An 18,960-nucleotide genomic window follows, 5' to 3' on the forward strand; every position below is an offset into this window, starting at 1 on the left:
GAATCGTGCGAATACCCTAGATTTATCGTATCATCCACGGAAGAGCGTAGATCCTCAGATGAAGAGAATGCGTCATGATACGCATCGCAAAGACGAGTAACGGCGCTAAGCAAAAGAAAAATGATGACCCGGAACTTTATTGGATGTCTTGGTTCTAATTAGGAGCTTGCTCTAAATATGACTTATATAGCTGGCAGTACTATTTTACGCGTGGAGAACGGTTTGAGTAGAGATTACCTCGGATGAGCGAGCAACTGGCAGATCAGGTTCTGGTCGAGCGAGTCCAAAAAGGCGATCAAAAATCGTTTAACTTGTTGGTCGTTCGTTATCAGCATAAGGTAGCGAGCCTGGTATCGCGGTATGTTCCTCAGGGTGACGTGCCGGACGTGGTACAGGAATCGTTTATTAAAGCCTATCGCGCGCTAGAGTCATTTCGCGGCGATAGTGCGTTCTATACATGGCTGTATCGTATTGCAGTGAATACGGCCAAAAATTATCTGGTAGCTCAGGGACGCCGTCCGCCTTCCAGCGACATTGATGCGAATGACGCGGAAAACTATGAAAATGCGGGCGCGCTGAAAGAAATATCGAACCCTGAGAATTTAATGTTGTCAGAGGAATTACGAAGCATAGTTTTTCGCACTATCGAGTCTTTGCCGGAAGATTTACGTTTAGCGATTACGCTGCGCGAATTGGACGGTTTAAGCTACGAAGAGATTGCCGTGATTATGGATTGTCCCGTCGGCACTGTTCGTTCTCGTATTTTCCGGGCGCGGGAAGCTATTGATAATAAAGTACAACCGCTTATTCAGCGCTAGCGAGTTTTTTCAGCTATCCGCGTGACTAATGATGGATTTGACAAGGTAAGGGTGTCGGTATGCAGAAAGAGAAACTTTCCGCTTTAATGGATGGCGAAGCAGTTGATTCCGAACTGCTAAACGCATTGTCTCGTGATGATGCGTTGCAGCAAAGTTGGCAAAGTTATCATCTAATCCGCGATGCGATGCGTGGGGATGTCAGTGAAAATGTGATTCACCTGGACATCGCTTCTCGTGTTGCCGCCGCAATCGAAAAAGAACCCGTTCGTCTGGTTCCACAAGCGCAGCCTGAATCTCAGCCACAACCTGTTGAGTGGACGAAGATGCCGTTCTGGCACAAAATCCGTCCGTGGGGCAGTCAGCTGACACAAGTCGGCGTCGCCGCCTGCGTATCTTTAGCGGTGATCGTTGGTGTACAAAATTACCAGCAGGGTAATGCCTCTGAACACGTTGTCGAATCCGGTGTGTTTAGTACTTTACCTGCGATGGGTACTGCCTCTCCTGTCAGTCTGGGCGTGCCGTCAGAAAATGTTGCTCCTCACAGCGGTCAGCAGAAATCTGATATGCAGCGCAACCGCCTTAACGCCATTTTACAGGACTATGAATTACAGCGCCGACTGCATGCTGAACATGCCCTGCCACAGGACGATCAGCAAGCGGCCATTCAGGTTCCCGGCACTCAATCATTAGGAACGCAGCCCCGGTAATGAAGCGTGCTTGGTCCGCCGCCTGTTTTCTGATTGGCAGCCTGTTTTATTCTACTTTCGCCCCGGCCCAGAATGTGGAGCCGGGCGCGTTGCTGCAACAGATGAACAGCGCAGTTCGTTCTCTGAATTACGAAATTTCCTTTATCAACATTACTCTGCAAGGATTTGAGTCCGTACGCTATCGTCATGCCGTGGTCAATAACCGTTCCTTAGCGCAACTGCTATTTATGGACGGGCCGCGACGCGAGATCGTGCTGCGTGGTAATGAGGTTAGCTACTTCGATCCTGGTTTTGAGCCGTTTACGCTCACCAGCGATCATATCGTTGACTCTCTCCCTTCTCTGGTCTTTGCCGATTTTCAGAAACTATCGCCTTATTATGACTTTATTCCCGCTGACGGACGGGTGCGTATTGCCGATCGTCTGGCATCCGGAATTCGGGTCATTTCACGCGATGGCACACGTTACAGCTATATGGTGTGGATTGATGCGGAATCGAAACTTCCATTGCGTATCGATTTACAAGATCGCAACGGTGACAAGCGGTTGGAACAATTCTTAACGACATCGCTGATTGTTGATGATGATGTCGTTAGCGTGATGCGTCCGCTGGAAGGGATCAAACTTCCTCCCGTGTTACCTACGCCTGCTGCGGATAAAAGTGATTTTACCTGGGAGCCTGAATGGCTGCCTGCTGGGATGAAAGCTCTTTCACACAGCAAAAAAGTATTGCCAGGCTCGTCCATTCCGATCGAAACTCGTCTCTATAGCGATGGTTTATTCAGTTTCTCCATTAACATCAGCCCGTCTTCTGATGTGAGTGAAGAACAGTCGCTGCTTACGGGGCGACGCTCCATTCATACTGTCATGAAAGGCAATCGCGAGATTACCGTCGTCGGTGATATTCCACCTTCTACGGCTAAACGGGTGGCTGACAGCATTATTTTGAAGGGGCAACCGTGATCAAAGAATGGGCGACAGTCGTTTCATGGCAGAATGGCATTGCGGAGCTGCGGTGTGAGCCGAGCTCGGGGTGCGGTAGTTGTAAATCCCGCTCGTCGTGTGGGACCGGCTTATTAAGCCAGCTTGGGCTTTCTGCCGAAAATACGCTGTATGTGCCTTACGAGCGGCCTTTAGAAGTCGGACAAAAAGTTGAATTGGGGATTTCTGAGGGGCGTCTGCTGTTTTCTGCCGCTCTGGTTTATTTCGTTCCGCTGGTCGGTTTGCTGATCGGTGCGGCGATCTGTCAGACGTTATTCGGTACCGATCTGGCTGCCGTCATTGGCGCGTTGTTGGGCGGTGGGCTGGCGTTTATCGGCGTGAAGCGCTGGGCGAAACAGTTGGGTAAGAATAAACGTTATGAGCCCGTTATCCTGCAAATTGCATTGCCTGGCACGCTGTTACAAAATTGACCTGCTTAACTGAGCGTAAACGGCGCGCGGTGCGGAAACATTGTTCACACGTTTGTGATTTTTCGACACGATGTTTACCACGTAATGACACTTTACTTCCTGCTTTCCTCTCGTTGTTCTGCTATTCCAAATAAAACCGTCATAATCAAAGGGAATGCACCGGACATGACTAGGTTTTCACGCCTCTCGCATGTAGAATGCTGCGATTCAGGTGGAATAACATCGCTGCTGTTTTCACCTATGCGCATGCCCATCGGCAAGAATTTCAGGAATATCAAGGTAGAAAAATTTTTATAATGAAGCATATACGAAATTTCTCCATTATTGCCCATATCGACCACGGTAAATCAACGTTATCTGACCGTATTATCCAGATTTGCGGCGGTTTGACCGAGCGTGAAATGGCTGCGCAGGTTCTGGATTCTATGGATCTGGAACGTGAACGTGGAATAACGATTAAAGCGCAAAGCGTAACGCTGGATTATAAAGCGCAGGACGGCCAAACCTACCAGTTAAACTTCATCGATACGCCGGGGCACGTTGACTTCTCTTATGAAGTTTCCCGCTCGCTTGCTGCCTGTGAAGGTGCACTGCTCGTTGTTGATGCCGGACAGGGTGTTGAAGCGCAAACGCTGGCTAACTGCTATACCGCGTTGGATATGAATCTGGAAGTGGTGCCGGTTCTGAACAAAATCGACCTGCCTGCCGCTGACCCAGATCGTGTTGCTCAGGAAATTGAAGATATTGTCGGCATTGATGCCACCGACGCCGTGCGCTGTTCCGCTAAAACGGGGATTGGCGTGCCGGATGTTCTGGATCGTCTGGTGCGTGATATTCCACCGCCAGAAGGCAGCCCTGATGAGCCGCTGCAGGCGCTGATTATCGACTCCTGGTTCGATAACTACCTTGGCGTTGTATCGCTGGTACGTATCAAAAACGGCACAATGCGCAAAGGCGACAAAATTAAGGTGATGAGTACGGGTCAGGTTTATAACGCTGACCGTCTCGGTATTTTTACACCGAAGCAGATTGACCGCGATGTACTGAACTGCGGTGAAGTAGGCTGGTTGGTTTGTGCTATCAAAGATATTTTGGGTGCGCCGGTCGGGGATACCCTGACGCTGGCTCGTCAACCGGCTGAAAAAGCGCTGCCGGGCTTTAAGAAAGTCAAACCGCAGGTCTATGCCGGTCTGTTCCCGATTAGCTCCGATGACTATGAGTCATTCCGTGATGCACTGGGCAAACTGAGCCTCAATGATGCCTCTTTGTTCTATGAGCCAGAAAGTTCTACCGCGCTGGGCTTCGGTTTCCGCTGCGGCTTCCTGGGTCTGCTACACATGGAGATCATTCAGGAACGTCTGGAGCGTGAATACGATCTGGATCTGATCACTACGGCACCGACGGTGGTGTATGAAGTTGAGACGACGGCTAAAGAAACCGTTTATGTCGATAGCCCTTCTAAACTTCCGCCGCTGAATAATATTCAGGAATTGCGTGAGCCGATTGCTGAGTGCCACATGCTGCTGCCTCAGGAGTATCTGGGCAACGTGATTACGCTCTGTATCGAGAAGCGTGGCGTCCAGACCAACATGGTGTACCACGGTAATCAGGTTGCGCTGACCTATGAGATTCCGATGGCCGAGGTGGTGCTCGATTTCTTTGACCGTCTGAAATCAACGTCTCGTGGTTATGCATCGTTGGATTACAGCTTCAAACGTTTCCAGACATCAGACATGGTGCGTGTTGATGTATTGATCAATAACGAACGTGTGGATGCATTGGCGCTGATCACGCACCGTGATAATTCACAATATCGTGGCCGTGAGCTGGTCGAAAAAATGAAAGATCTGATTCCGCGTCAGCAGTTTGATATTGCGATTCAGGCTGCGATTGGTAACCACATTATTGCGCGCTCTACGGTTAAGCAATTGCGTAAAAACGTACTGGCCAAGTGTTATGGTGGCGACGTCAGCCGTAAGAAGAAACTGTTGCAGAAACAGAAAGACGGTAAGAAACGTATGAAGCAGGTCGGTAACGTCGAGCTGCCGCAAGAAGCGTTTCTGGCAATTTTGCACGTCGGCAAAGACAGTAAATAAATTCTGAGGAGTTGGCATGGCCAATATGTTTGCCGTAATTCTGGCATTGGTGACGCTGGTCACGGGGATTGTCTGGTGTTTAGAGCGCTTTGTCTGGGCACCTGCTCGCCGGAAAAAGTTTGCTGCCATGAGCGGTGCCGATCTGGCTGATGGCGCGGTTTCATCGAAAGCCATTCCACAACCTGGCTGGATTGAAACTATCGCATCCGTATTCCCGGTTGTGGCTTTGGTATTGGTTGTGCGCTCCTTCATTTATGAGCCGTTTCAAATTCCATCAGGTTCGATGATGCCGACGCTGTTGATCGGTGATTTTATTCTGGTGGAAAAATTTGCCTATGGCATTAAAGAACCCTTCACGCAGAAAACGCTGATCGAAACGGGGCACCCGAAACGTGGCGACGTGGTGGTGTTTAAATACCCGTCCGATCCTAAAGTGGACTTCATCAAGCGCGTAGTGGGCGTGCCGGGCGATCGTGTCAGCTATAACCCGATGACCAAGCAGGTAACGATCCGTCCATCCTGTCAGGGGCAGCAGGCGTGTGATACTGCACTGGCAGTTACATACAGCAATGTGCAACCTAGCGATTTTGTTCAGACCTTCAATCAGCCGGGTATGGAATCGCGTGGCGGTTTCTATCAGGTGCCTGTCAATGACAACAGCGTGGAGGGAGTCCGCATGGGCGCGCGCAAAGAGTCATTGGGCAATGTAACGCATAATATTCTCTTGGTGCCGGGTCAGCAGGATCAGCTCGGTGGTTATTACCAGCAGTCGCAGCAGCAGCTCGCAACATGGGTTGTCCCAGCAGGGCACTACTTCATGATGGGTGATAACCGTGACAACAGTCTGGATAGCCGCTATTGGGGCTTTGTTCCAGAGAGAAATCTGGTCGGTAAAGCCACCGCTATCTGGATGAGCTTTGAGAAGCAGGAAGGTGAATGGCCTACGGGTGTACGTTTGAGTCGCATCGGTGGTATTCATTAAGCGAAGTAAGCATTAACCAAAAATAAGATACAGGCAGCATTCTGATGCTGTCCGTTGTAGAATATTTTTTGAAACGCTCTTTTTGAAAGAACATGCCCTAAATAATGCGAGTTGCAGAACAAAACGTGTTCGTTTGCACAAGGCTAACGCACAGGCAACACGAGGTATGACGGGCAGAAAGGCAGGCTCCCTTGCGGGAGCCAATGCAAACGAAACAGTTTTGACCGAATTGGTAAGCAGGGCTGTTCCGTATGCTGCTGTTTTTGACGCATCGTTGATCTATTGGTAACACATGAATCCCATCCTGATAAATCGTTTACAAAGAAAGCTGGGCTATACTTTTCAGCAGTACGAGCTTTTGTTACAGGCGTTGACGCATCGTAGCGCCAGCAGCAAACACAATGAAAGACTCGAATTCCTGGGTGACTCCATCCTGAGTTTTGTGATCGCCAATGCGCTGTATCATCGTTTTCCCAAGGTTGATGAAGGGGATATGAGTCGGATGCGGGCGACGCTGGTGCGGGGAAATACGCTGGCAGAAATCGCACGTGAATTCGAACTGGGAGAGTGCCTGCGCCTCGGCCCTGGCGAATTAAAGAGCGGCGGCTTCCGTCGCGAATCGATTCTGGCTGATACGGTTGAAGCGCTGATCGGCGGCATTTTCCTCGATAGCGACATTCAGACTATCGAACGTTTGATCCTGAACTGGTATCAAACGCGGCTGGATGAAATCAGTCCCGGCGATAAGCAAAAAGATCCGAAAACGCGGTTGCAGGAGTTTCTGCAAGGGCGTCACCTACCTTTACCAACCTATCTGGTGGTGCAGGTTCGTGGGGAAGCACACGATCAGGAGTTTACTATCCACTGTCAGGTGAGCGGCTTTAGTGAGTCGGTCATTGGTACAGGATCGAGCCGTCGTAAAGCCGAACAGGCTGCGGCTGAACAAGCGTTGAAAAAACTGGAGCTTGAATGAGCGAAGTACAGACACACTGCGGTTTTATCGCGATTGTTGGTCGACCAAACGTCGGTAAATCGACGTTATTGAATCAATTACTGGGGCAGAAGATCTCCATTACGTCACGTAAGCCTCAGACGACGCGGCACCGCATCATGGGCATTCACACTGAAGGGCCTTATCAGGCTATTTATGTGGATACGCCGGGATTGCACATTGAAGAAAAACGGGCGATTAACCGCCTGATGAACCGTGCTGCCAGCAGTTCAATTGGTGATGTTGAACTGATCATTTTCGTTGTTGAAGGTACACACTGGAACGACGATGATGAAATGGTATTGAACAAGCTGCGCGATCAAAAACTCCCCGTGCTGTTAGCGATCAATAAAGTCGATAACGTCACGGATAAAACCAAGCTGCTGCCGCATATCCAGTTCCTCAGCCAGCAGATGGACTTCCTTGACGTTGTTCCGATCTCTGCCGAGAAGGGCACGAATGTCGATACGATTGCCAGCATTGTGCGTAAGCACTTACCGCAGGCAACGCACCATTTCCCGGAAGATTACATTACCGATCGTTCACAGCGCTTTATGGCATCGGAAATTATCCGTGAAAAACTGATGCGCTTTCTGGGTGAAGAATTGCCTTATTCCGTCACGGTCGAAATCGAGCGTTTCGTGACTAACGAGCGCGGCGGTTATGACATCAACGGCCTGATTTTGGTTGAGCGTGAAGGCCAGAAGAAGATGGTCATTGGTAACAAAGGTGCCAAAATTAAAACCATTGGTATCGAGTCTCGTCAGGATATGGAAGAGATGTTTGAGGCCAAAGTTCACCTTGAACTGTGGGTTAAAGTGAAATCCGGCTGGGCAGATGACGAACGTGCCCTGCGCAGCCTGGGTTATAGCGAAGATCTGTAAGGTTCACGCCGATGGAAGGCTGGCAGCGCGCATTTGTCTTACATGGGCGACCTTATAGTGAAACCAGCTTATTGCTGGATCTGTTTAGCGAAAGCGATGGTCGCGTGCGCGTGCTTGCCAAGGGTGCGCGAGCCCGTCGCTCTAGCCTGAAAGGGTGTTTGCAGCCTTTCACTCCGCTGCTGGTGCGCTGGAGCGGTCGGGGAGAAGTGAAAACATTACGCAGCGCCGAGCCCGTTTCGCTTGCGCTGCCGTTAACGGGGTCGATGCTTTATAGCGGTTTATACGTTAACGAGCTGCTGTCTCGCGTGCTGGAACATGAAACCAATTATTCCGCTCTCTTTTTCGATTATCTCCATTGTTTACAACATCTTGCTGCTCAGGATGCGTCTCCTGAACCTGCATTAAGGCGCTTTGAATTAGCGTTGCTGGGTTATCTGGGATATGGCGTTGATTTCCTGCATTGTGCCGGTAGCGGTGAACCTGTGGCCGATACCATGACCTATCAATATCGAGAGGAAAGGGGATTTATTGCCAGCCTGGTGGTCGATAATAAAAGCTTTACCGGTCATGAGTTACGTTCGCTGGCATCGCGTGAATTTCCTGATAGCGGTACACTGAAGGCGGCAAAGCGTTTCACTCGCATCGCATTAAAGCCGTATCTGGGGGGGAAACCGTTGAAAAGTCGCGAACTGTTCCGCCAGTTTGTTCCTGCTGCTAATTTGTCCAAACCCACGTCTTCTGATAAATAATCCCGTCTCCTCTGTACCCTGCTGCTGTGACATCGGTGTAAACTGCCACGTAACGTGCATGACTTTACCGAGGATTTATCATGGCTGAACTGCTGCTTGGCGTTAACATCGATCACATTGCAACGCTGCGTAATGCGCGTGGGACGGCGTATCCCGATCCTGTTCAGGCGGCGTTTGTCGCTGAGCAAGCGGGAGCGGACGGCATCACGGTGCACTTACGTGAAGATCGCCGCCATATTACGGATCGTGATGTGCGGATCCTGAGGGAAACGCTCCAAACTCGCATGAACCTTGAAATGGCTGTCACCGAAGAAATGCTAAATATTGCCTGTGAGGTGAAGCCGCATTTTTGCTGTCTGGTACCGGAAAAACGCCAGGAAGTGACAACTGAAGGCGGGCTGGATGTCGCGGGGCAGCAGGAAAAAATCAACAACGCGGTTGCCAGACTCAGCCAGGCGAACATATTGGTTTCGCTATTTATTGATGCGGATAAACGACAAATTGATGCCGCCGTTGCCAGCGGTGCGCCTTATATCGAAATTCATACCGGGGCGTATGCCGATGCGCCAGATGATGAAGCGCGTCAGCATGAATTCGAGCGTATTCGTGATGCGGCAACTTATGCTGCGGCGAAAGGGCTGAAAGTCAATGCCGGCCACGGTTTGACGTACCATAACGTGCAGCCGATTGCTGCGCTGCCGGAAATGCACGAATTAAATATCGGGCATGCGATTATCGGACGTGCGGTGATGAGCGGGTTGAAGGATGCCGTTGCTGAAATGAAGAATCTGATGCGGGAAGCATGTCGCTGATGGCGATTCTCGGGCTCGGAACGGATATTGTCGAAATTGCTCGAATTGAAGCGGTGATTGAACGTTCAGGCGAGCGATTAGCTCGCCGCGTTCTGACTGATGCTGAATGGGCGCATTATCAGCAGCATCAGCAGCCTGTCCGTTTCCTCGCCAAGCGCTTTGCCGTGAAAGAGGCGGCAGCGAAAGCTTTCGGTACCGGCATTCGCAACGGGCTCGCGTTCAACCAGTTTGAGGTTTTTAATGACGAACAGGGTAAACCCTGTCTGCGGTTTTTTGCTAAAGCGGCAGAGCTGGCTGAACAGATGGGCGTCAGACACGTCCATGTCACGCTGGCTGACGAAAGACGCTATGCCTGTGCGACGGTGATTGTTGAAAGCTGATCGTCTGTAAACCGATGCTTAAATCCTGTCGGCATGGTGCATGAGTACATATTTTTCCCACAGCTGCTCATTACCTTCCATATGATTTGGATCTTTAACGATCGTGTTGTCGATCGGGCAGACCTTCTGACACGTCGGTGTGTCATAGTGGCCAACGCACTCCGTACAGCGAGTGGTATCAATTTCATAAATGTCCATGCCCATGGAGATGGCCTGATTAGGACACTCGGGCTCACACATGTCACAGTTGATGCATTTATGGGTGATGAGTAACGCCATGATGTTCTTCTACCTTACAAACAGGGCGCAGATTATACCCGTTGGGGCTCGTTTAAACACGCGTAACCGTCATTGATGGGAAATATACTGGCGAATTGATTCCTATTGCCTTTGGTGCGCCCTTTTTCTGGGCGGTTTGCTGAGGGTTCTGCGTGTTTTCGGGTGCCCTTAGCATGTCGCTTATTGGCTGCATAAATAGTGAGGTTACAGGGTAAAATTACCATCTGTTCGTTAAATTGGTTTCATACGCATGCTTTAGACTGTATGAATCAGCCAGTGCGACTGTGTTTCTTGGGTTTTAATTTATTGATTTACAATTTAAATAAATTAGTTGTGATATTGAACCACTTATTTTTGTAATATCATGGACATTGATTTAATCGGTATTGCCGATGAAGTTTGCATCTGGAGAGTCGATGACGGTGCATGTCCGTATGATATAATTTTATAACTAATAGTGTCAGTTTAATGGCGGAACTCATAGTGCAGCAGGAAGGTCATCTTAATCAGGTTGGGACAGGGTTTTTCCAACAGGGAAGCGAGGAGTCATTAAACGCTGATTACTGGCATCAATGTCAACGGCGGTATACTTTTCAGCCCATTTACCGAACATCAGGTAAATTAATGGCTATTGAGTTACTGACTTCCGTTTTTTCTCCTACCCTGCCGCAAAAATTTATCTCCCCTGAAAAATACTTCGCGAATATTGATGTTGAAACCCGTCTGTTAATTATTGTAGAACAACTGCAACTTTTATCTCAGTGGAGTTTTCGATTTACTCGCGACGATCTTTTTGCCTCCATCAATATTGATGGTATGACGCTACTGGCGTTGCAAAATAATCTGGAAGCCAAACGTCTGATCGCGGCGATGCCCTGGATTCGTTTTGAAATGGTCGAAAATCAGGGAGGGCTGCCAAAAGAAATATTAACCAAGCTCCCTGAGGCGCAAACACTGTGGCTGGATGATTTCGGTTGTGGTATGGCGAATTTTTCATCACTGATGCTGGCTCAGTATGATTGCATTAAAGTGGCGCGTGAACTTTTTATTCTTCTCCAACAGAGTGGGGAAGGGAAGACGGTGTTTCCTGCACTGATCGCTTTGCTATCGCGTTTTTGCAATTATGTCGTTATTGAGGGAATCGAAACCAAGGAGGAGTGGGCAATTGTTCAGGCATCGCATGCTTACGCCGCCCAAGGGTACTACCTCTCGCGTCCTCAACCATTTGAGAATTTTGAGGCGCTGAAGCTCGAACTATAGGTGGTAACCTGTTGTTTAGGCTATCACTTTTGTATTAACGCATTGCTGTATATCCCTCCATTTTGCTTCACCATATTCATTCATTATATTTCCTAATATTTCATTGTTGCACACAACATCGCCTCCTTAGCCACTCAGCATTCTTTTCAGATTCACAATCGCTAATTCTGTGTTTTGTTTTATTTTTGTTATTTAATTCTTGTTTTATTTGTTATGGCAGTGTTTAATTTTGATAGCGTAGTGAGAAGAGATACTGCTGATTTTGCATCAAATTATGACATATATAATCAAACGCTTGCGTTAATGATTTTATTTTTTTCTTTTAATTATTTGATTTTTAATGGTAAAAAAATATAATGTTTACTGTTAACGATCAAAAATCATTTTGTGATAGATTTTGTTGATTAAAACAATGATACTTATTGGTATAATTGATTTGCTTACAAAAAATTGATGTTCAGAATATATCGCTATGTACCCCTAGGAATATTTTTTTATTCCATTAGAAAAACTTATAACCCGAACAATTACTACTATTAAATTAAGATACTCTTTTGAATTTGTTGTTTTTATCTGCGCACAGTCATATGCGAGGGCTTTATGCTGACGTTGCCATGTTTCTAAATACTCCTGCTTCATGGAGCATTTTTTCTTTCATCCTTTCTGCTCTCCGGAAATGCGCCAGTCCCGAAAATCGACGGGGTAGGGGTTTGTTACCGGGATTTTTCGTCATCAGCGTTGTGATTTGTACGATCAGGACCACTCGGGCCTGAGGAGAGTGTTATTGTGTATGAAATTATAATAACCCTGCTATTGCTGTTGTTATTGTTTTCTTCTGTGAAAAATAGAAAAATTAAACAAAAGTTTAAAACTGAGCAGAAAAAACAAGATTTTCTCAACATGACTTTCTTTGCGATGGAATATAGTCCTGCTTCAATTATGATCGCAGATGAAAATTGTGAAATTATTTACGTCAATCGTCAGTTTATTACCATGTCAGGCTATATGCCGGATGAGGTTATCGGCAAAAAAACGAATATATTAAATTCAGGTATGACTAACGCCAGCGTCTATGAAGATCTGTGGTCTACCATAAATAAAGGTAATGTTTGGAGTGGTGAGTTCGTTAACCGGCGTAAAGATGGACAGCTGTATTGGGAAAAAGCCAATATCGTTAAAATATATAATAAAGCGAGTAACACAACCCAGTATGTTGGCATTAAGTTAGATATCACGGAAAGAAAATCACAGGAACATCATGATAATTCATACAATCGTGCGCTGGAGCTGTTATCAAGCGGCGCGCCGCTGAAAGATATTCTTGATGCGATCATTTTTAGCGTTGAGGAAAAAAATCCTGGTCGTATCGTTTGTTCTGTTTTACTGGTTGATAAAGACAAGAAATGTCTGACGCTTGGATCGGCGCCTAGCCTGCCAGGTTTTTATAAAAATGCCATTCACAACGTAAAAATTGCCGATGGTGTGGCCTCTTTTGGTACTGCGGCCTATACCGGAAAGCGCGTCATTGCTGACGATATTTCGGTCCATCCGCATTGGTCGTTATATAAAGGGCTCGCACTATATGCCGGGCTGCGTTCCTGTTGGTCTGAACCTATCATCGGCCAGAACAAAGAAATATTAGGTGTTTTAAGCGTTTACCATCGCAAAGTGTATGTACCGACCGAGGACGAAATTTTCTCTATTGAGAAATCGGCACAGCTGATCGCGATCGCCATCGAGCGGTATCATGCTATTGACATGCTGCGGCGCAGCGAAGAACACTATCGTCAATTGGCGCACTATGACTCATTAACGTCGTTGGCTAATGGCCTGACGTTTGCCGAGCAAATGGAACAGGCGATTTTGTTATCCAAACAAACGGGTAGAAAAATCGCACTGATGTTCTTGGATCTCGATAAATTTAAACAGATAAATGATTCGTTCGGGCATGCTGTTGGTGATTTGCTCTTGAAAGAAGCGGCAGCGCGTATGCGCGGTGCGGTTCGCGATTCGGATACGGTATATCGTCGCAGCGGTGATGAATTTATTATTCTGCTTCAGGGTATTAAGGAAATTGACAATACGCTTTATGTTGCAGATAAAATCCATAACGCATTGAACAAGCCATTTGAGATCGATGGAAAAACGCTGGATATATCATGCAGTATCGGTATTGCGCTGTATCCAGAACACGGAACTGATTCTCTGACATTAGCAATTAATGCTGATTCAGCCATGTATCAGGCTAAAGCCATGGGGCGCAGCCAAACTCAGATTTATCACAATATGAACGATCATTGATAAATGGAATATAAAAAAAGGCGCTCTGTTGAGCGCCTTTTTTATTATCTTTCCCGTAACGCTTCTGCTTTTGCCCGAATAATCGGCTTTAACAAATAGCTGAGGATCGTTTTCTTGCCCGTGATTATATCAACTGAGGCCACCATGCCTGGAATGATAAGAAGTGGTTTATCGGCTGAGCCTAAATAATTCTTATCAGTCCGTAAACGAATAATATAAAAGCTGTTCCCTTCTTTATCGGTTACGGTGTCCGGGCTGATTTGTTCCAACTGGCCTTTTAGACCGCCATAGATGGTGTAGTCGTAGGCCGTCAATTTTATTACGGCATCCTGACCTGGGTGCAAGAACGCAATATCCTGTGGACGAATTCTGGCTTCAACTAACAGTTTGTCGTCCAGTGGAACAATTTCCACCAGGTCGCTACCCGGTTGAATCACTCCGCCGATAGTATTCACCAAAACCTGCTGCACGATACCACGGACGGGGGAGACAACCAGCGTACGGTTTACCCGGTCTTCGAGTGCTTTGCCCGTGGCTTCAATTTTGTTCAGGTTGGTTTGTGCTTCGCTGAGTTGAGATAACGCCTCGCTTTTATAACGGCTGCGCGTTTCCTCTATTTTATTCTCGCTCTCTTTAATCGCAGACTCTGCCCGGGGAATCGAGAGCTTGATGGAATCAAGCTGACCACGGGTTTCGACTTCTGCGCGGCGCAGGCGTAAAACTTCTACCTTAGAAATGGCGCCTTCTGCGATCAGCGGTTCTGACATTTTAATTTCTTGTTGGAGCAGACCCAGACTATTGCGGAACTGAATTTCCTTTGCGGAGAAATCCCTCAGTTCCTGGCGACGTTGGATCAACTGCTCTTCCAGACCAGATACTTCATTGTGGAGTTGCTGGCGGCGGCTGTTATAAAGTTCTTTTTCTCCGGCCGCGATTTTAGGCGCTTGCGTCGTAATTTCTTCCGAAAGTACGAGTTCCCGATCGTTGATTTCGGCGTTCAGGCGCTCGATACGTGATAGCAGTGCAAGCCGGTCGGCTTCGGTTTCACCGACATTGGAAGCGAAGCGCGTATCATCAAGGCGCAGCAAAGGATCGCCCGCATTAACGACCTGGCCTTCATGAATGAATACCTCTGTGACAATGCCGCCTTCCAGGTTTTGGATTTTTTGCAATCGGGAAGACGGGATAGCTTTACCGTCACCCCGGGTGACTTCATCGATATCCGCCAGCCCAGCCCACAGTATGAAAAACAGGAAAAAAGCGCCGATAGCCCATAGCGTGAAGCGAATAGAACGCGGTGAATCCTCGGCCATTGCCCGGCTTACTTCCGGCATCGTTTGCAGGCCTTCTTCATCTCCGCCGACAAAATATCGTTTGATTCGTTTGATATATTTACCGAGACGCATTGATTTGCCCCTTCTTCAACGCATCCATCACGATCGCTTTTGGCCCATCCGCGATAATTTTACCTTTATCGACAATGACTAAACGATCGACAAGCGCCAGCATGGAAACCCGATGCGTAACCAGCAAAAGCGTTTTCTCTGCAATGACGGGAGCCAGAGCCTGCTTTAACCGATCTTCACTGGTGTTATCCATCGAGCTGGTGGGTTCATCCAGCACCAGAATGGGGGGATCGAGCAACAACGCTCTTGCTATCGCGACAGCTTGACGTTGTCCGCCGGAGAGCTGCTGGCCGCGTTCGCCAACCTGAAGGTTATAGCCATCCGGATGCAGACGAGCAAACTCGTTCACCCCTGAAATTTCTGCAGCTCGCAGCATCGCTTCGTCTTCGACATAGCGTGCGCCGCTAATCAGGTTATTACGCAGTGAACCGCTAAATAGCTGAATATCTTGAGGAACATAGCCGATATTGTGGCGTAAATCGCTGACATCCAATTGGCGAGCGTCAACGCCGTCGATCAGAATATTGCCGGTATTAGGCTGATAGAGATTCACAATCAGTTTTTGCAGCGAGCTTTTTCCCGAACCGCTGCGGCCAATAACGCCCACTTTCTCACCGGGAGCGATGGTCAGACTGATACTTTGCAGCGAACTGGTTTTTTGTTCCGGGTAATTGAACGTCACATCGCGAAATTCGATACCGCCCCGGATGCTTTCGCGCTTCAGCGGGCGTTCGTTATCGCTACGCTCTTGCGGCAGCTGCATCATCTGTTCGGTGGTCTGCATCGTCAAACGCGCCTGTTGGTAACGACTGACCAGGCCAGACAGTTGACCCAACGGCATGAGCGCTCTGCCGTTCAGCATGTAACAGGCTATCAACCCACCCATACTGAGCTTACCGTTAATCAGCATATAGACGCCGACGACAATCATGGCAACGCCAGCAAATTGCTGGAACCACTGCGTCAGGTTTACCGCCAGTGAGGACAGCACTTTGGCTCGCATTTCCAGCTTGCTCAAGCTGCCAATGGTCTGTTCCCATTGGTGCTGACGTTCGCTTTCCGCATTATTGACCTTGATGGCATCCAGACAGCTCAAGGTTTCGATCAGCGTTGCCTGTCGTTCGCTGGCAAGGTGCATCGTTTTTTCAATGGTGGCGGACAGCGGCTTTTGCATCGCCCAACTCGCCAGCAAGGCGATAGGGTAGGCCAGGATGGAAACCCAGACCAGCGGGCCGCCGATGATGCCGATCACCAACAGCAGCAGCAATGTAAAAGGAAAATCGATCAGCGTCGTCAGCGTTAGTGAGGAAAGGAAGTCTCTGAGCGATTGAAATTCATGAATATTCTGCGCGAAACTACCGACCCGCGGTGGCCGGGCATTCATCGACATACCGGTGATACGCTCAAATAGCGTGGCGGAAATAATCAGATCGGTTTTTTTGCCCGCCATATCGAGGCAAACGCCGCGCAGTGTTTTGAGTATCAAATCGAAAACAAAAGCACCGGTAACACCAATAGCCAGTACCCACAAGGTTGACGTTGCCTGATTTGGCACCACCCGATCATAGACATTCATCACAAACAGCGGTGTAGCAAGCGCGATAATGTTCACCAGCAGCGTCGCGAGCACGGCATCGAGATAGAGTGAACGTGAAAGCTTAAGTGTGTCCTTGAACCAGGATTTGGTGCGGGGGATCAGCGATGGATTTTGCAGATCGAACTGATGGCGAGGCTGGGCGAACATCACCAGACCCAGATAGTTCTGTTGCAGCGTATTGTGCTCAACGGAAATTTCCCCGCCTTCTGTTTCACTGGGCATCAGGCGTGCGCTGCCGTCAGCGTTCCAGCCTAGCAGAATCGCCGCTCTCCCTTCCCGTAACAGCAACATCGCGGGGAGAGACATATCGGAAATTTTATTCAGAGAACGTTTGAGAACGCGCCCTTGCAGCCCCGCGCGTGCAGCGGCTCTCGGAAGCAGTTTTACAGAGAGTCGCTGGTTGGCTAAGGGGAGTCCGGCGGTGAGTGTGGTACGGCTGACCGATTTCCCCTGCAAGGCACAGAGGATCAGTAAACCATCCAATAACGGGTCATCATGACGGCTGCGAGGGTCACTATTTTCATTAGTGACCGTTTCATGAGCGACAGCTGGCTCATGAACAACCGCTGATTCATGAGCAACAGTCGGTTCATGGACGATAGACTCATGGGTAACTGATTTATCAGAACCCTGAGTCTCTTGTACTGAATGCAACTTCATTTAACGGAACGTTCCCTTACGCAACGTAATTCCTCGCATATAAACCATAATTTATCGCCGTCTGACCAATGAAATATATTAATTAAGGCTCGGCAACTCTGCGTGGGTGGTTACGTTTGTCAAGCTGGTACCGGCATCAGGGGCTGGGATAGCCAAACGATTTAATAACTCTCCCATACGTGATGCGATCCGGTATTCGGTATAAAGGGAGGTGAAGCGAACTTCGACCAGACGGCGTTGTGCGGTGAACAGCTCGTTTTCACTGTCCAGCAGGTCCAACAGCGTCCTTTCTCCCAGGCTAAATTGTTTCTGATAGGCGGTACGCACTTTCATACTGCGGTCTGCATATTCGGCGGCGATCGGCAACTGCTGGCGCGAGTTATTTAACGCTGACCAGGCTAGCTTTAGCTCTTCACCCAGCAGGCGCAGGGCATTATTTCGCACATCCTGCGCTTCTTTTACCTGATAGGCTTTTGATTCCATGTTGGCTTTGCTGCTACCGCCTTCATACAGGTTGTAGCGCATCCGCAGCATCGCTTGCCATTCATTGTTTTGACCGCGCGTCCCGTCAACGTTGTTATCCATTGTACGAGAGAGCTCAACGTTGAGGCGTGGATAAAACGTTGATTTCGAGGCTTCATATTGCTGCTGCGTGGCTTCAATATCTGACTCTGCGGATTTCAGCGCGGGGCTGTTAGCCAACATGATGCGCTGGGCTTCCTCCAACGACGCGGGGAGTTTTATTACAGAAGCATCGGGCATCACCAAATTATCCGGCACTTTACCCACAACGCTCATGTAGTTGATTTTGGCATCGTCCAGATTGGTTTGTTCTGTCAGCACGTTATTACGCGCCTGTGCAAGACGAGCTTCGGCCTGATCCAAATCCGCCAAGCGGCCAACGCCCTGTTCGCTACGTAGCCTGATTTGATCGTAAATGCGCTCGTGGCTTGCCAGATTGGCTTCCGCCAGACGGACAAATTCCTGACGTTGCAGAACATTGAGATAGACCTGAACGGTATCTAATGCCGTCGACTCACTGGTATTTAATACTTTATAGGCGCGTGAGTTGACTGTGGCGCGTTGTCTGCCAACCTCGCTTGAGGTGGCGAAACCATCGAACACCGTCTGGCTTAAATTGATACTCGATTCCTGACGGCTGAGTTCAACGCGTTTATTGATGCTGGCGCGTGTTGAGGGACTATCGGTTTCTTCGCGGCCAACACCAGCACTCAGCGTGATGGAGGGAAGATATCCCCCTTTTGCTGCGCGCAAATCATGTTCGGCAGAAAAACGACTATTAATAGATGCGCTCACTTCGGGGTGGGTATAGAGCGTGCTTTTAATGGCTTCCTGGATCGTCTCTGCATACGTCGCTGTGGAAAAAACGGTAATAAAAGGCAATAAAGCAAAATGGTATCTACGAATCATCAGCAGTTTTCCTTCACAAAAACTTTATTTGTGATTATTCCTATTAAAGTGTTTGAGTGTTATATAAACGCTTAACGAATTGACTTGCTTTTATTCCTTTTATATCAATATGTTAATTTATTTTCCTGACGCGCCCAGAGCGAAAAAAATAGAAGTTACTCTAAATGAGTAAAGTTCTGGAAAGAATATTCTGAAT

Annotated in this window: 17 protein-coding genes; 13 read left to right on the plus strand and 4 right to left on the minus strand. The window is 48.4% G+C overall.

What is annotated here, in order from left to right; all coding sequences use genetic code 11:
• The first annotated feature begins 242 nt into the window (after positions 1 to 242).
• The 11 genes from rpoE (at position 243) to acpS (ending at position 9,830) form a co-directional block, all read left to right on the plus strand.
• Entirely contained in the window at positions 243 to 818 is a 576-nt protein-coding gene (gene rpoE / locus AB8809_RS05990) for an RNA polymerase sigma factor RpoE (protein WP_005973561.1), read from the plus strand.
• A gap of 59 nt (positions 819 to 877) precedes the next feature.
• Positions 878 to 1,525 carry an anti-sigma-E factor RseA gene (gene rseA, locus AB8809_RS05995; protein WP_180779605.1) on the plus strand — a complete coding sequence of 216 codons (648 nt, stop codon included), beginning with the start codon at positions 878 to 880 and terminating at the stop codon, positions 1,523 to 1,525.
• Positions 1,525 to 2,487 carry a sigma-E factor regulatory protein RseB gene (gene rseB, locus AB8809_RS06000; RefSeq protein ID WP_180779604.1) on the plus strand — a complete coding sequence of 321 codons (963 nt, stop codon included), beginning with the start codon at positions 1,525 to 1,527 and terminating at the stop codon, positions 2,485 to 2,487. Before rseA ends, rseB begins: the two co-directional genes overlap by 1 nt.
• Positions 2,484 to 2,936, plus strand: coding sequence for a SoxR-reducing system protein RseC (gene rseC, locus AB8809_RS06005; RefSeq protein WP_181830579.1), 453 nt, complete (start codon positions 2,484 to 2,486; stop codon positions 2,934 to 2,936). The genes rseB and rseC overlap by 4 nt, the downstream gene beginning before the upstream one ends.
• Positions 2,937 to 3,232: 296 nt before the next feature.
• Entirely contained in the window at positions 3,233 to 5,032 is a 1,800-nt protein-coding gene (gene lepA / locus AB8809_RS06010) for a translation elongation factor 4 (protein WP_015841245.1), read from the plus strand.
• Between the two features lie 16 nt (positions 5,033 to 5,048).
• Entirely contained in the window at positions 5,049 to 6,014 is a 966-nt protein-coding gene (lepB, locus tag AB8809_RS06015; RefSeq protein ID WP_181830578.1) for a signal peptidase I, read from the plus strand.
• Positions 6,015 to 6,306: 292 nt separating this feature from the next.
• A complete protein-coding gene (gene rnc / locus AB8809_RS06020) occupies positions 6,307 to 6,987 on the plus strand; it encodes a ribonuclease III (RefSeq protein WP_010280465.1) in 681 nt (226 codons plus the stop codon).
• Positions 6,984 to 7,889, plus strand: a complete 906-nt coding sequence (gene era, locus AB8809_RS06025) for a GTPase Era (RefSeq protein WP_015841243.1) — start codon at positions 6,984 to 6,986, stop codon at positions 7,887 to 7,889. The genes rnc and era overlap by 4 nt, the downstream gene beginning before the upstream one ends.
• Positions 7,890 to 7,900: 11 nt before the next feature.
• The gene (gene recO / locus AB8809_RS06030; protein WP_181845597.1) at positions 7,901 to 8,638 is read left to right on the plus strand and encodes a DNA repair protein RecO; all 738 of its coding nucleotides are present in this window, start codon (positions 7,901 to 7,903) and stop codon (positions 8,636 to 8,638) included.
• Positions 8,639 to 8,718: 80 nt separating this feature from the next.
• Positions 8,719 to 9,450, plus strand: coding sequence for a pyridoxine 5'-phosphate synthase (gene pdxJ, locus AB8809_RS06035; protein WP_349856599.1), 732 nt, complete (start codon positions 8,719 to 8,721; stop codon positions 9,448 to 9,450).
• Complete coding sequence (gene acpS, locus AB8809_RS06040) at positions 9,450 to 9,830, plus strand: holo-ACP synthase (protein WP_349856600.1); 381 nt, start codon at positions 9,450 to 9,452, stop codon at positions 9,828 to 9,830. Before pdxJ ends, acpS begins: the two co-directional genes overlap by 1 nt.
• 18 nt (positions 9,831 to 9,848) lie before the next feature.
• On the opposite strand, the gene AB8809_RS06045 is transcribed toward acpS, so the two are convergent.
• Positions 9,849 to 10,109 carry a YfhL family 4Fe-4S dicluster ferredoxin gene (locus tag AB8809_RS06045; protein WP_015841239.1) on the minus strand — a complete coding sequence of 87 codons (261 nt, stop codon included), beginning with the start codon at positions 10,107 to 10,109 and terminating at the stop codon, positions 9,849 to 9,851.
• A 468-nt stretch (positions 10,110 to 10,577) separates the two neighbouring features.
• On the opposite strand from AB8809_RS06045, the gene pdeH reads away from it, so the two are divergent.
• Together pdeH and AB8809_RS06055 are read left to right on the plus strand one after the other, a co-directional pair.
• Entirely contained in the window at positions 10,578 to 11,369 is a 792-nt protein-coding gene (pdeH, locus tag AB8809_RS06050) for a cyclic-guanylate-specific phosphodiesterase (RefSeq protein ID WP_349856601.1), read from the plus strand.
• A gap of 786 nt (positions 11,370 to 12,155) precedes the next feature.
• Complete coding sequence (locus tag AB8809_RS06055) at positions 12,156 to 13,670, plus strand: bifunctional diguanylate cyclase/phosphodiesterase (protein ID WP_015841237.1); 1,515 nt, start codon at positions 12,156 to 12,158, stop codon at positions 13,668 to 13,670.
• Between the two features lie 44 nt (positions 13,671 to 13,714).
• Here the strand turns inward: AB8809_RS06055 and AB8809_RS06060 are convergent, their stop codons facing one another.
• The 3 genes from AB8809_RS06060 to AB8809_RS06070 all read right to left on the minus strand — a co-directional run bounded on the left by AB8809_RS06060 (position 13,715) and on the right by AB8809_RS06070 (position 18,764).
• Positions 13,715 to 15,076: an HlyD family type I secretion periplasmic adaptor subunit gene (locus AB8809_RS06060; RefSeq protein ID WP_015841236.1), complete on the minus strand. Its 1,362-nt coding sequence runs from the start codon at positions 15,074 to 15,076 to the stop codon at positions 13,715 to 13,717.
• Positions 15,063 to 17,333 carry a type I secretion system permease/ATPase gene (locus tag AB8809_RS06065; RefSeq protein ID WP_349856602.1) on the minus strand — a complete coding sequence of 757 codons (2,271 nt, stop codon included), beginning with the start codon at positions 17,331 to 17,333 and terminating at the stop codon, positions 15,063 to 15,065. The genes AB8809_RS06060 and AB8809_RS06065 overlap by 14 nt, the downstream gene beginning before the upstream one ends.
• 78 nt (positions 17,334 to 17,411) lie before the next feature.
• Positions 17,412 to 18,764: a TolC family outer membrane protein gene (locus AB8809_RS06070; protein WP_015841234.1), complete on the minus strand. Its 1,353-nt coding sequence runs from the start codon at positions 18,762 to 18,764 to the stop codon at positions 17,412 to 17,414.
• Between the last annotated feature and the right edge of the window lie 196 nt (positions 18,765 to 18,960).

The organism is Pectobacterium aroidearum (genome assembly GCF_041228105.1).
In the GTDB taxonomy this organism is placed as follows: domain Bacteria; phylum Pseudomonadota; class Gammaproteobacteria; order Enterobacterales; family Enterobacteriaceae; genus Pectobacterium; species Pectobacterium aroidearum.

Excerpts from the sequence above, each read along its gene's own strand:
- rseB (WP_180779604.1), top strand. The coding sequence starts at position 1,525 with ATGAAGCGTGCTTGGTCCGCCGCCTGTTTTCTGATTGGCAGCCTGTTT.
- rseA (WP_180779605.1), top strand. The coding sequence starts at position 878 with ATGCAGAAAGAGAAACTTTCCGCTTTAATGGATGGCGAAGCAGTTGAT.
- AB8809_RS06065 (WP_349856602.1), bottom strand. The coding sequence starts at position 17,333 with ATGAAGTTGCATTCAGTACAAGAGACTCAGGGTTCTGATAAATCAGTT.
- AB8809_RS06060 (WP_015841236.1), bottom strand. The coding sequence starts at position 15,076 with ATGCGTCTCGGTAAATATATCAAACGAATCAAACGATATTTTGTCGGC.
- rnc (WP_010280465.1), top strand. The coding sequence starts at position 6,307 with ATGAATCCCATCCTGATAAATCGTTTACAAAGAAAGCTGGGCTATACT.
- era (WP_015841243.1), top strand. The coding sequence starts at position 6,984 with ATGAGCGAAGTACAGACACACTGCGGTTTTATCGCGATTGTTGGTCGA.
- pdxJ (WP_349856599.1), top strand. The coding sequence starts at position 8,719 with ATGGCTGAACTGCTGCTTGGCGTTAACATCGATCACATTGCAACGCTG.
- AB8809_RS06070 (WP_015841234.1), bottom strand. The coding sequence starts at position 18,764 with ATGATTCGTAGATACCATTTTGCTTTATTGCCTTTTATTACCGTTTTT.
- lepA (WP_015841245.1), top strand. The coding sequence starts at position 3,233 with ATGAAGCATATACGAAATTTCTCCATTATTGCCCATATCGACCACGGT.
- rpoE (WP_005973561.1), top strand. The coding sequence starts at position 243 with ATGAGCGAGCAACTGGCAGATCAGGTTCTGGTCGAGCGAGTCCAAAAA.
- pdeH (WP_349856601.1), top strand. The coding sequence starts at position 10,578 with ATGGCGGAACTCATAGTGCAGCAGGAAGGTCATCTTAATCAGGTTGGG.
- AB8809_RS06045 (WP_015841239.1), bottom strand. The coding sequence starts at position 10,109 with ATGGCGTTACTCATCACCCATAAATGCATCAACTGTGACATGTGTGAG.
- acpS (WP_349856600.1), top strand. The coding sequence starts at position 9,450 with ATGGCGATTCTCGGGCTCGGAACGGATATTGTCGAAATTGCTCGAATT.
- lepB (WP_181830578.1), top strand. The coding sequence starts at position 5,049 with ATGGCCAATATGTTTGCCGTAATTCTGGCATTGGTGACGCTGGTCACG.
- recO (WP_181845597.1), top strand. The coding sequence starts at position 7,901 with ATGGAAGGCTGGCAGCGCGCATTTGTCTTACATGGGCGACCTTATAGT.